General features: G+C 41.5%; 12 protein-coding genes. All 12 read left to right on the top strand.

Features of this window, described 5'->3' with window-relative positions; translation table 11 throughout:
• Positions 1-235: 235 nt before the first annotated feature.
• The 12 genes from Q8J82_RS10825 to hxlB all read left to right on the top strand — a co-directional run bounded on the left by Q8J82_RS10825 (position 236) and on the right by hxlB (position 12,941).
• Complete coding sequence (locus Q8J82_RS10825; protein WP_305328295.1) at positions 236-1,264, top strand: beta-ribofuranosylaminobenzene 5'-phosphate synthase family protein; 1,029 nt, start codon at positions 236-238, stop codon at positions 1,262-1,264.
• Positions 1,265-1,312: 48 nt separating this feature from the next.
• A complete protein-coding gene (locus tag Q8J82_RS10830; RefSeq protein WP_305328296.1) occupies positions 1,313-2,218 on the top strand; it encodes an NAD(P)-dependent methylenetetrahydromethanopterin dehydrogenase in 906 nt (301 codons plus the stop codon).
• Between the two features lie 16 nt (positions 2,219-2,234).
• On the top strand, positions 2,235-3,302 hold the full coding sequence (locus tag Q8J82_RS10835) for an ATP-grasp domain-containing protein (RefSeq protein ID WP_304891457.1): 1,068 nt from the start codon (positions 2,235-2,237) through the stop codon (positions 3,300-3,302).
• Complete coding sequence (gene mch / locus Q8J82_RS10840; protein ID WP_305328297.1) at positions 3,295-4,278, top strand: methenyltetrahydromethanopterin cyclohydrolase; 984 nt, start codon at positions 3,295-3,297, stop codon at positions 4,276-4,278. The genes Q8J82_RS10835 and mch overlap by 8 nt, the downstream gene beginning before the upstream one ends.
• 15 nt (positions 4,279-4,293) lie before the next feature.
• The gene (locus tag Q8J82_RS10845; protein ID WP_305328298.1) at positions 4,294-5,202 is read left to right on the top strand and encodes a RimK family alpha-L-glutamate ligase; all 909 of its coding nucleotides are present in this window, start codon (positions 4,294-4,296) and stop codon (positions 5,200-5,202) included.
• Positions 5,199-6,047 carry a triphosphoribosyl-dephospho-CoA synthase gene (locus Q8J82_RS10850; protein ID WP_305328299.1) on the top strand — a complete coding sequence of 283 codons (849 nt, stop codon included), beginning with the start codon at positions 5,199-5,201 and terminating at the stop codon, positions 6,045-6,047. Before Q8J82_RS10845 ends, Q8J82_RS10850 begins: the two co-directional genes overlap by 4 nt.
• A 150-nt stretch (positions 6,048-6,197) precedes the next feature.
• Positions 6,198-6,908, top strand: coding sequence for a response regulator transcription factor (locus Q8J82_RS10855; RefSeq protein ID WP_370868647.1), 711 nt, complete (start codon positions 6,198-6,200; stop codon positions 6,906-6,908).
• Between the two features lie 6 nt (positions 6,909-6,914).
• Positions 6,915-8,255: a FecR domain-containing protein gene (locus tag Q8J82_RS10860; protein WP_305328300.1), complete on the top strand. Its 1,341-nt coding sequence runs from the start codon at positions 6,915-6,917 to the stop codon at positions 8,253-8,255.
• Positions 8,256-8,300: 45 nt separating this feature from the next.
• The gene (locus Q8J82_RS10865; protein ID WP_304908328.1) at positions 8,301-10,256 is read left to right on the top strand and encodes a CHASE2 domain-containing protein; all 1,956 of its coding nucleotides are present in this window, start codon (positions 8,301-8,303) and stop codon (positions 10,254-10,256) included.
• Between the two features lie 198 nt (positions 10,257-10,454).
• Positions 10,455-11,408 carry a transaldolase gene (tal, locus tag Q8J82_RS10870; protein WP_305328301.1) on the top strand — a complete coding sequence of 318 codons (954 nt, stop codon included), beginning with the start codon at positions 10,455-10,457 and terminating at the stop codon, positions 11,406-11,408.
• A gap of 220 nt (positions 11,409-11,628) precedes the next feature.
• Positions 11,629-12,261: a 3-hexulose-6-phosphate synthase gene (gene hxlA, locus Q8J82_RS10875; RefSeq protein ID WP_304889983.1), complete on the top strand. Its 633-nt coding sequence runs from the start codon at positions 11,629-11,631 to the stop codon at positions 12,259-12,261.
• Positions 12,262-12,404: 143 nt separating this feature from the next.
• Positions 12,405-12,941, top strand: coding sequence for a 6-phospho-3-hexuloisomerase (gene hxlB / locus Q8J82_RS10880; protein ID WP_304908326.1), 537 nt, complete (start codon positions 12,405-12,407; stop codon positions 12,939-12,941).
• Positions 12,942-12,962 lie beyond the last annotated feature (21 nt).

The following is a 12,962-nucleotide window of genomic DNA, read 5'->3' on the forward strand; positions in this document are numbered from 1 at the left end:
AGTTCCTTAGATGTTCGAACGAGGGAATTAAATTTTGTTTTACATTTAAGTTACATTTTGCCTAAATAAGTAGTCGCTGTCACCTGAAAATACACGCTAGAGGCTAAAAATTTGTGTGGTACAGGTGTTGACGTATGAAAAGTCATCACTGTCAGCTAAAATGCACATTAGAAATTCGATAATATGTCTGCCAAATCGGCTACATAGCAAAAAGTAACATAATTGTGAAAAATTTATGGCAAACGTAATACCAACAAAAATTACAGTTAAAAGCACAGCTCGTTTGCATATGGGTTTTTTTGATTTACATGGCGGCTTAGGGCGGAAGTTTGGCAGTATAGGGTTAAGTTTAACAACCCCTAGTGTGGAATTAACGGCAAACCCCTCCGATAAACTTTTGGTCACCGGCTTGGCAAGTCAGCACGCGTTTGATATTGCACAAAAAATTATCACTAAACTTAGTCTTAATGGTGCCGTTAACCTTAATGTTAAACAATGCATTCCTCAGCATGCGGGCTTAGGTTCGGGTACGCAGTTTTCCTTAGCGATTGGGGCGGCTATAAGTAGGTTATATCAATTAAATTTAAACGTTGTACAAATAGCTGAACTGACTGGACGTGGCAGTCGCTCTGGGATTGGCATCGCAGCATTTAATTCTGGTGGATTATTGATTGACGGCGGGCGGGTTTCAGGCTTGCATAGTTCTTCTGAAAATAAGTTACAGGAGGCTTCTTTACCAGTACTTTCAAAAGTACCGTCTTTAAAAGTCCCGCCATTATTGGCACGCTATGATTTTCCAGAACATTGGCGTATTTTATTGATATTTGATGCTAGTCAACCAGGTATTCATGGCGAAGAGGAATTGGTTGCGTTTAATAAGTTGCCGGTTTTTTCAGAAAACCTGGCGGCACATTTATGTCGCTCGGTACTGATGCAGGCGATGCCAGCGTTGGTTGAACAAGATTTAAATACCTTTGGTCGCAGTATTCGGGAATTGCAGGGGCATGTCGGTGATTATTTTGCCCCCGCTCAGGGCGGGCGCTATGCCAGCAAGAAGGTGGGTGCAGTATTGCAATATTTGGAAAGTACCGGTGTAGCTTGTCTTGGACAAAGCTCTTGGGGCCCAACAGGTTTTGCTGTGTTTGAAAATTTAGCTGAAGCAGAAAAGCATCTGCAGCAACTTAAAATTACTTTTGCTGAATCTAATTTAACATGGGTAATTTGTAGTGCTAACAATCACGGCGCGGAAATAATACAAGCATAAAATTTATAAGAGCCTTCATTAAAAATTCTTCAAGAGATATTTAAAATTATGGAAAAAGTCAGTATTTTGCATTTGATCACAGCGGCTAAAAACGCAAGCCCGTTTGATGTCAACATGGCCTATGATGCGGGTTTCGATAAGATCATGTCTTATACCAATATCTCACTTTCTGAAATAGCTGGATTGACGCAAGATGCGATTTTTTCGCGAAGTCCATCTGGTATTAAGCGAGAGGCGTTATTTATTGGTGGGCGTGATATAGACTTGGCGATGGATATGCTGGACGCCGCTAAAAAAGCGATGTTCCCGCCGTTTCAGGTGTCCGCATTTGCTGATCCATCAGGTGCATTTACTACGGCAGCCGCGATGGTGGCAAAGGTGGAATTTCATCTTAAAAAACATTTTCAGACAACTTTAGCGGATAAGAAGGTGGCCGTTTTTGGTGCAACTGGCCCTGTAGGCGGTTGTGTGGCAGTAATCGCAGCTAATTTGGGGGCGAAAGTTGTGCTGGTGGCGCATAGAAGTATAGATGACGTGCGTATTAAGGCTGATAGTTATAACCGGCGATACGGGTCAGAAATAGGTTATGCGGATGGCTCAAACGATACTTTAAAACAGTCAGTATTAAACAATGTAGATGTCGTGCTATGTGCGGTGGCGGCTGGTGTCCGTGTGATGTCCGTAACCCAGATTGCACAGTCTAAAACTTTGAAAATCATTGCCGATGTGAATGCTGTTGCCCCAACCAGTGCAGAAGGCGTGGATGTAATGGCTGATGGCGTGGCAATTGCGGCGACCAATGTTATTGGCATTGGCGCCTTAGCTATAGGTAACTTAAAGTACTCCACTCAGCATAATTTATTGAAACAAATGCTGTCTGCAGAAAAGCCATGTTATTTGGAGTTTATGGCAGCATTCGAGATGGCGCGTAGCTTGACTCAAGCTCGTGCCTAGCAAGCTAATAATTGCAATGACATCGGCGCGCGGCTATGCGCAGGCGGCGAAGTCTTGCGGGTATCAAGTGATTACGCTTGACGCTTTTGCCGATGCAGATACGCGAAATGTTGCTGAACAATGTTTTAAAGTGCGTTTTAGTGAGCAGGGTGTAGATACAGATGATTTCAAGCGGGTTTTTTCAAAAATTTGCCTGGATGATGTGGCAGGTTTTTTATACGGCAGCTTATTTGATGCGGCACCGGCGCTATTGTCATGGGTTGCTGAGCAGGTTTCGATAATAGGCAACAACCCTGAAACGATGCAGCTTGTAAAGAGTTTAGATTTTTTTGTGCTGCTTGATAATTTGAATATCCAACACCCAGAAGTACGATTGGATTTGCCTGGTAATACAGAAAATTGGCTATGCAAGCAGCTTGGTGGCAATGGTGGTTTACATGTAAAGCCGGTTAAGTATGCATTGGTAGGTGATTATTTCCAACGCCAGGTTGATGGGGAGCCAATTTCATTATTATTTGTTGCTGACGGAGAAACTGCAAAAATCATTGGGTTTAACCTCCAGTTAATATCACCAACAGACGAGTTGCCATATCGTTTTGCCGGGGCAGTAAGTAATGTGGCTTTACCTAAGCAAGCGCAACAAAAGCTGGTTCACGCTGCTCAGCAATTAAGCGCAGCGTTAGGTTTGCGAGGTATTAACAGCTTGGATGCTGTTGTTGAGGGGGATGAATTGTGGATATTAGAATTAAATCCTCGTTTAAGCGCCACTTTTCATCTCTACCCGAACTTGTTGCAAACTCACATTCAGGCTTGCAAAGGCCAATTGTTAGATTTTCCACTAGCAAATGATTCAAAAGCGCAAATGACGTTGTATGCACAAAAAACTATGGAAATCGCCTCAGATTTTGCCTGGCCTGATTGGGTCGCAGACATTCCGTATGTTGGGCGTGATGAATCCAGTGTTAATATTCAAATGAATGATCCAATTTGTTCTGTACTAGCGGAAGCTGGTAAGGCCACCACAGCCCATCAACTGGTGTTGCAAAGAGCGAACACATTAAAAGGGAAATTGCTTTATGACTAAACAAAATTCGATAAACTCTGGTACTAATAGCCTAAGCGTGAATCAGCTTGCCAATCTTTTGGTGGAAAAATTAATCGCTGATGCCGACACTTTGCAATTGGGTATTTCTACGCATGAGTCTGGCTGTACCATTATTGACGCAGGAATTCAGCATTCAGGATGCGCCGAAGCCGGGCGTTTAATTGCCGAGATTTGTATGGGTGGGTTGGGCGAGGTAAAGCTGCAAGCAGATAAGCGTTTTGCAGGCTTTGATGATGCAATTGCGGTAACTTCGGCACAGCCGGTATTAGCTTGTTTGGCTAGCCAATATGCAGGTTGGGCGCTCAGTCACGAAAAGTTTTTCTCATTAGGTTCAGGTCCCGCGCGCGCACTGGCGCAGCGTGAAGAATTATTTAAAGAGCTGGAATACAAAGACAGCGCAACTAGCACTTGTATTGTGCTGGAAACCGATAAAATTCCGCCGATTCAGGTAATTGAAAAAATTGTCCGCGATACGCAAATTCCAGCGGAAAATTTAACGGTTATTTTAACCCCGACCACCAGTATTGCAGGGGTTGTGCAAATCGTTGGCCGTGTATTAGAGGTAGCTTTGCATAAAGCGCATACGCTACATTTTCCACTTGCTAATATTGTAAGCGGCTCTGGTGTAGCAGTGTTGCCACCAGTTTCCAAAGACTTTATGACGGCTATGGGGCGCACCAACGATGCGATTCTATTTGGTGGAGAAGTGAGTTTGCAAGTAAGTTGTGATGACACTGCTGCTGCAGAACTGGCATTAAACTTGCCTAGTAGCTCTTCTAAAGATTACGGTAAAACATTTGCCCAGGTATTCAAGTTTTACAATATGGATTTTTACAAGATTGACCCTATGTTATTTAGCCCAGCTAAAGTAACTATTACCAATCTGCAAACAGGGAAGGTCTTTGAGGGTGGCCAATTAAATGTTGATTTAATTGCGCTATCTTTTGCTAATTAATTTGTAAAGCTGCTTTTGAAAATCCCTATTTTTACTGACGATGCTGGCTGGCATGGGGCGCGTTTAAAAGAGGCTTTTGCCGTTCGCGGTGTCGATGCCGTTTTTTTGTCACTGCAGGAATGTGTCATTAATCTATCCGGTACAAGCCCAACTATCCAGATTCCAGGCTTTAATCTATTGCCCCCCATGGTATTTGTGCGTGGCGTTGCTGGTGGCACTATGCAGCAAGTGATTACGCGTTTAAACGTATTGCACATGCTCTCTATGCTAAATGTCAAAATTTACAATGATGTGAAAGCAATAGAACGTACGGTGGATAAAGCTATGACCAGCTTTTTATTGAAAAAAAACGGTATATCAACACCGCCAACTTGGGTGGCTGAATCCAGGTCGCAAGTAGAAAATATTCGTCAGATTGCCGCGCAAAATAATCAAACGCTAGTATTGAAGCCTTTATTTGGCTCCCAAGGGCTGGGTGTTCGCAAGCTTTTAGCCAAAGAGTCCTTACCTGTGCCTATGCAACAGTTTGTAGATGGTGTTTATTATTTGCAGCAATTGATTGAAACGCCGATGATTGATGGAAATGTTGCACCGCATGATTACAGGGTATTTGTGATTGGTGGCAGAGTAGTTGCTGCCATGAAACGGGTCGGAAATACTTGGGTAAACAACATAGCCGCAGGTGGTCGTTGTGAAAAAGTGGCTGAAAGTGAACAGTTATCGACGCTTGCGCTACAGGCAGCTTCAGCACTGGATATTGACTATTGTGGTGTTGATATTATTCAAGCGGCTGGTGGCCAATACTATGTGTTAGAAGTAAACAGTATTCCTGCTTGGAAAGGCTTGCAGAGCGTAGCTGAGATTAATATCGCGCAGTTATTGGTAGATGATTGCTTGAGAAAAATTGGAGAGATAACTAATTGACTTCTGAACAACTGGTAATCGCGTACCAGAGCGCCTGCATGGCCGAGTTGCAAGCCATCAAGCCAGGCAATGTACATGTTTTTGCAGATGGTCACGGCATGACGATATATGACTTTATCAAAAGTGCAGATATTTCTGCGGTTGAAATAACCAAACCAAACTTAAGTGTAGGCGAGCGGATATTCAGTGCGGTAGAAGCCACCCAAACAGCGGTAGGGTTGAATACCAATTTGGGCATTATTCTATTATGCGCACCGTTGATTCATGCCGCTTTATTGACTTCAGTTGATGGTAATCAAAGTTTACAGCAACGCTTGGTTCATACTTTAAACGAGCTTAGTGTTAATGACGGATTATTAACTGCTCGGGCGATTGTTCTGGCGAATCCGGCGGGTCTAGGCAGTTCGAGTGTGCATGATGTTCATAAGCAGCCCAATGTCACTTTGTTAGAGATGATGGCTTCTGCGCAGCATAAGGACAGCATCGCCTGGCAATATGCCAATGCTTTTTCAGATGTTATAGGCTATGGTATGGCGCACTATAAAAAGGCCATGCACAAATGGCAAAATCAGGCTTGGGCGACTACAGCCCTATATTTAGGTTTTTTAACAAAGCAGTTAGATACGCATGTCATCCGAAAGCATGGCGAGGTATTGGCTGTTGAACTTATGCATGAAGCGCATGAGGTTGAAGCCGCATATTGGGCAACTGACAACCCAAAATTAGCGCAAAAACAGTTACTGGCGTGGGATGCTTCACTTAAAGAGCGCAATATGAATCCTGGAACAAGTGCAGATTTGACTGTAGCCACTTTATTAGTCGATTATTTTGAGAGTCTTAGTTAGAAATTCTGAGTAATGATTGGCTTTAGTTCAGCTTTTGGGTATATTGTGTCGATTGTAAATTAGTGTTACTTTTAGGCAATAAATAAATAATATCAATGGTTTGGATATTTTTTGGTATTAAAAAGATAATAAAAAATATGGAATCAGCAGATGATGACAGATGTAAATAGAAAACAAAAAATAGCATTTTTAGAAGATGATTTGGCTTATGCAGAAACAATCCAAGAATGGCTGAATGAAGCTAATTTTGAAGTTGACCACTTTGCCACAGGGTTGGATTTTTTACGTAAATTTCCTAATTCACAATATGACCTCTGTATCTTCGATTGGACACTACCAGACATGGAGGGGCCAGATGTGATGGTGAGCATTAAGCTTCGATCAAATAAATTACCACCCATCATTTTCTTGACCGGTCGCAGTGAAGAAGATGACATTGTGCGGGTGATTGAATCTGGTGCTGATGATTACATTGTGAAGCCAGCCAGCCGCCAGATGCTAATGGTGCGCATTAACGCCTTACTTAGAAGAACCCAGCCTGAGTATACCAATGCCACAATATGTGATTTCGGTGGATTAAAGATTGATACCAAACAGCGCTTGGTATTGTTAGACGGTGAAGAGGTTAAGCTGACAGATAAAGAATTAGATTTAGCTTGGTATTTTTTAAGAAATGTAGGCGTTTTATTATCAAGAACTCACCTGATGCAGGTGGTGTGGGGCTCTACTGCAGATGTTGAAACGCGCAAGGTCGATGTGCATGTCAGTCACTTACGCACAAAACTTAAATTAACTCCCGAATTTGGCTGGAAACTATCTTCAATTTACCAGCAGGGATATCGTTTAGAGAGAGCTGAGTAATTGCCAATGAAATTTGCTACCTACTGTATTGGTATCTTGCTGATGGCTATGAGTTTTTCCTCATTTGCCAATGTGACAAGGCCAGAAAATGTTAACCAGGAAGCCATTTGGTTATATACGGTTAACCAAAATGATTCTTTTGAAATTATTTATAAAAAATATTTAAATAAACGTACAAATATTGCAGAATTAGCTAAATATAATCAGCATAAGCTGACTAAAAAATTGCAGCCTGGTCAAGTTATTAGCATTCCTGTTGAAATGTTAAAAAAAATACCTACTAGTGTACAAGTTTTGCTGGTGTATGGTGATGTGCTGGTTACAAGTGCGCTAGCCAACGAAAAGCGTAAAGCGAATAAGGGGGATTTTCTGACGCAAGGTGATGCATTGCAAACAGGTAAAAACAGCCTTGCAAAATTGTTGTTTGCAGATGGCTCGAATATGGATATTCAACCAAATTCCAATTTAAGTATTCAGGCTAGTTATAAATATGTAGGTAAAGAAACTTATGTAACACATTTAAAACTAGTCAAAGGGCGCACAGAAGTTACTGCAAATCCAGAACATGTTGTGGGGAACACACTGCAAGTTGAAACTCCCTCAGCTATTGCCGCTGTGCGCGGTACGCAGTTTAGAGTAGGCGCTGAGGGTGACATTGCCTTGCAAGAAACTTTGGATGGCCAGGTAGCATTCAGTGCGGCAGAGAATGGCGTAGTACAGGAAGTTTTAATTGCCAAGGGTTATGGCAGTGTGGCAGAAAAAGGTAAAGCGCCTTCACCGCCTATTCAACTGCCCGATGCTCCTGATGTGAGTGCGTTATCGAAGCTAATTGAGAAAAATGTTGCCGATTTTAATCTGCCTCAACAACAAGGTGTCGCGGTTTGGGTAAGCCAGTTAGCACTTGATGCAGAGTTTACACAAATTTTGAATGAGCAAATCACACCGTCAGGAAAATTATCATTTGCCGATTTAGCAGATGGTCAATACTACTTAAGAATACGAGCGCAAGATCAATATGGTTTGCAGGGGAGAGATGCTATACATGCTTTTAATGTTAAGGTGCGCCTGCCTGAGCCCGTGCTTGAGCTAATTGAACCGGCAGATGGCGCCGTGATTCCTCTTGCACCGACAGAGCTTAGTTGGACGCCAATTCCCGCTGCTAATAGTTATACCGTACAAATCGCGCGTGATACTCACTTTGTTGATATCGTTTTCGAACGACGTGTTTCTTTCGATAAGTTGACTATCAACCAATCGTTTGGCGCTGGGGAGTTTTATTGGCGTGTAGCCGTTTTATCTGACGGTAAGCCACAGAGATTTTCTGAAGTTAGAAAATTTTCGCGTTAACAATTCATTTAACATCGATTCTTTAATACCGTAGCAATTTTAAGTGTGTATTTCAAATTTCGTCAGCTAAGCGACCGTGTTTTTACAGCCATAATACTTGCGCTGATTGCAGTGTTATTGGCTTACAACGGCTTGCTTGTCAGGTTTGATAATCTTCATTACGATTTAGGTCGTTATCTAACTTTTAAGCCGGCTCCGGCAGATATTGTGATTGTTGCAATTGATGAGGCCAGCTTGCAGAGTATTGGCCGATGGCCATGGTCACGTATAGTGCATGCCGACTTGGTGAATAAGCTCAAGCAAGAGCAAGCCCGCGTCATAGGTTTGGATATTATTTTTTCTGAACCTGAACTGAGTAATGCTGAAGCCGACCTGGTATTAGCCAATGCGATTAAGCAGGCTGGAAATGTAGTCTTGCCAATTTTGTTTGAACAACCATACAAAGACTCTCCAGTTAAGCAGAGTGTACCAATTTCGGCCTATGCACAACATGCAGCTGCAATGGGGAGTGTGCATGTGCCGCTGGATGCAGATGGTATTGCCCGTAGTATTTACTTGTGGGAGGGGCTGGGTGCGGCTCGACTGCCACATTTTTCGCAAGCGGTATTACAGGCAGCAAAAGAATTACCTAATAGTATTCATTTATTTCCAGCAAATACATCTAGCGAGAGTTCAACTACCTTAGTTTCACTGGATGAGCGTAAAGTTAAGTTTTTAGGCCCTCCCGGACACTTCCAGCGAATTTCGTATATCAATGCGTTAACAGGGGAATACCCCCTACATTTTTTTAAAGATAAAATCGTGCTGGTTGGTGCAACCGCAGTTGGGCTGGGAGATGTTTTGCCCACGCCGGTTTCAGCGCACATGCAACCTATGCCTGGCGTAGAGTTTCATGCTAATGCGATAGCGGCGATGCGAAATTCTGAATTAATTGTTAATGCGCCGTTTTGGCTAACCTGCTTATTAAGTATTATCTTGGCTGTAATACCGTTATTGTTTTTACCAAAACTAAGCCCGTTAAAATCGTTACTTTCAATTGTTTTCTATTACTTTGTTGTCATGGGTATAGCGGTAGCAATGCCGCAATTCTTTAATATCTGGATACCGCCAGCAGGCGCTTTAATTGCCATTTTGCTGGCATACCCAGTATGGAGTTGGCGTAAGCTTGAATCTGCACAGATTTATTTAGATAATGCCCTGCAAAATCTTCACGCGGATTTAGCTTTATTGGGTGTGAATAAAGAGGATTTGGAATATGCGGATGATCAAGACTTGATGCGGTCACGCATTTCAAATGTTCGGTTGGCATCGAAACATTTGCATGATTTGCATGGTGAAAGAAGAGATACTTTATCCTTTATTTCACATGACCTGCGTGCGCCATTAGGGGCTGCAATCATGCTGTTAAATGAAGGCGACAACAATAAAAACTTGCCACGCATCACTAATATGTTAAATGAATCGTTGGCGATGGCGGATAACTTTCTTCAATCATCTAGAGCTGAGATGGCAAATGCGGCGAAATTTCAGGATTTAGATTTAGTCAATTTGCTACAGCAAGCGTTGGATGATACGTATGCGGCTGCGCGTGCAAAAAAAGTGACCTTTAATACTAGTGTGCCAGAAGATAGTCTATGGCTTAAGGGTGATTTTGGCTTGTTACAACGTGCGGTGACGAATATTTTGATGAATGCTGTGAAGTATTCTCCAGAAGGTGCAGTTGTAACTGTGAGTTTAACTGAAAAAAATAATTTGGCTATATTGATTATTACTGATACTGGGCCAGGAATTTTGCCAGAAAAAATCACTAAATTATTTAAGCGATTTAGTCGCTTAGAAGGCGAGCAACAAGCCTCTGAGGGTACTGGATTGGGGTTATATTTTGTAGATGTGACCGTTAAAAAGCATGGAGGTAGCGTTACTGCAGCTAATGAATCGGGACTAGGCGCTGCTTTTACAATAATATTGCCGTTAGAAATATACTTAGGTGAAAAATACTAGAGAATAGCAAGGTTGCATAACGACAGCAGCTGAATTTTCAGATATAATATTGCACTAGATTTTGTATAAGACTTCAGTTGTTTCAAATATTTTCTCTGGATAAATTTACCAAAAAAATTAATTTGAGAAGCTTAAGATACTTTTAAATAATTGATACTTTGAAGTAATTTTCAGAAAACAATTTTCAGGAGGCAGGCAATGGCAAATTTATTAGACCAACTTAAAGCAATCACGACTATCGTGGCAGATACAGGTGATGTAGAAGCGATTAAAAGTGTTAAACCAGTAGATGCTACTACTAATCCATCATTAGTGTTAAAAGCAAGCCAATTGCCACAATACGCGCCATTGATTGAAACTGCTATTGCCTACGCAAAAGCTCAAGGCGGTACTAAAGCACAACAAATTGATAATGCTGCAGACAAATTGGCTGTGCTGATTGGTACGGAAATTACCAAAGTAGTACCAGGCCGAATTTCTACTGAAGTTGATGCACGTTTATCTTTCAACTTGGATGCTATGGTGGCTAAAGGCCGTAAATTGATTCAGTTATACCAGGATTCAGGTGTAAGTAAAGAGCGCGTGTTGATTAAGCTGGCTTCAACCTGGGAAGGTATCAAAGCGGGCGAAATCTTAGAAAAAGAAGGTATTCAGTGTAACCTGACATTGTTGTTCGGTTTTGGCCAAGCGCGTGCTTGTGCCGAAGCTGGCGTATTCTTGATTTCACCATTCGTTGGTCGTATTTTAGACTGGTACAAAGCTAAAAATCCAACAACAGAATACACGCAAGAAACAGATCCAGGCGTGGTTTCAGTACGTGCAATTTATGCATACTACAAAGAACATGGCTATAAAACTGTAGTGATGGGCGCTTCATTCCGTAACACTGGTGAATTGATTGCTTTAGCGGGTTGTGATCGCCTAACTGTTTCACCAAACTTGTTGCAAGATTTGGCTGCTACAGAAGGCACATTAGTTCAGGTATTGAAAGACACTGGCGCAACTAAAACAGCACCAGCGAAATTGACTGAAGAAGAGTTCCGTTTTGAATTAAACCAAGATGCAATGGCAACAGAAAAATTAGCAGAAGGAATTCGCGGCTTCGTCGCAGACCAAAACAAACTTGAAGCAGCTTTAAGCGAAAAACTATAAATCGTAAATTCTAATTTTGCAATTTGATTGTAATCTTGCAAGTTTAGAATTGACATATATTTGCTGGACATTTACTATAAGTGTCCAGTTTTTAGTGTAGTAAAAAATTGTAGTATTAAATTTCACATTTCAGTCTTTAACTGACTGTTTCGGAAGATTTATTACTAAATATAGCAATAACTTTGTAACATTCTAAAAAATTATTTAACGGAGAAACACCATGGCATTAACCCAAATGGCTTTAGATTCATTAGATTTTGACGGTACAGTTGCTTTAGCAACTACAGTTGCACCACACGTTGATATTCTTGAAATTGGTACACCTTGCATTAAACACAACGGTATCAAATTACTAGAAGTTTTACGTGCTAAATTCCCAAACAACAAAATCTTAGTAGACTTAAAAACAATGGATGCTGGTTTCTACGAAGCTGAGCCATTCTACAAAGCTGGTGCAGATATCTGTACAGTTTTAGGTTGTGCTGATATTGGTACAATCAAAGGCGTAATCGATGTTGCTAACAAATACGGCAAAAAAGCACAAGTTGACTTGATCAACGTTGCTGATAAAGCTGCTAAAACTAAAGAAGTTGCTGCTGCTGGCGCTCACATCATTGGTGTTCACACTGGTTTAGATCAACAAGCTGCTGGTCAAACACCATTCACTGACTTAGCTTTGGTTGCTGCTTTGAACCTAGGCGTTGAAATCTCAGTTGCTGGTGGCGTTAAAGCTGCTACAACAGCTCAAGTACGTGATGCTGGCGCAACGATCATCGTTGCTGGTGCTGCTATCTACGGTGCTGCTGATCCAGCTGCTGCTGCTGCTGAAATCACAGCTATTGCTCACGCTTAAGTTAAGCTTGGTTTTAATTAACCAAACCCAATAAGAAATTATTGAGATGAGTAATTAAAAAATCCTGACTCAGCAATGGGTCGGGATTTTTTTTATAAAAAATTTCGAATTGAAATTACGGATAAACATTCAAGGAAAACATCATGAGTCATCAAAAACTAATTTTAGATAGATTAACAACTATCCTGTCAGAAACAGATAACAGCAACGCAGCTAAACTATTAAAGCTAGTTGACGAAGCGGGCCGTACATTTATTGGTGGTGCAGGTCGCTCTTTACTTGTATCACGCTTCTTTGCAATGCGTTTAGTTCACTCTGGCTACAATGTAAGTATGGTGGGTGAAGTAGTTACACCAGCCATTAAAGCGGGTGATTTGTTAATCTTGGTTTCAGGTTCAGGTGGTACAGAAACCTTGTTGCCGTTTGTGAAAAAAGCTAAATCAGTAGGTGCTAAATTAGCGGTAATTTCAATGAAAAAAACTTCACCTATGGCTGATGTAGCTGACTTGACAATTCAAATTGGTAACGATAATAGCTTCCCATTAACAAAAGGTATGCCAATGGGTTCACAATTTGAACTTTCAACGCTAGTTTTCTTAGAAGCCGCGATTGCAGATTTAATTGAGGCGAAAGGTTTGACTGAAGAAGGTATGCGCGCTATACACGCTAACTTAGAGTAATTACAGTTTTAAACTTTGTCT

Origin of the sequence: Methylotenera sp. (genome assembly GCF_030684185.1) — a bacterium.
Taxonomy (GTDB): domain Bacteria; phylum Pseudomonadota; class Gammaproteobacteria; order Burkholderiales; family Methylophilaceae; genus Methylotenera.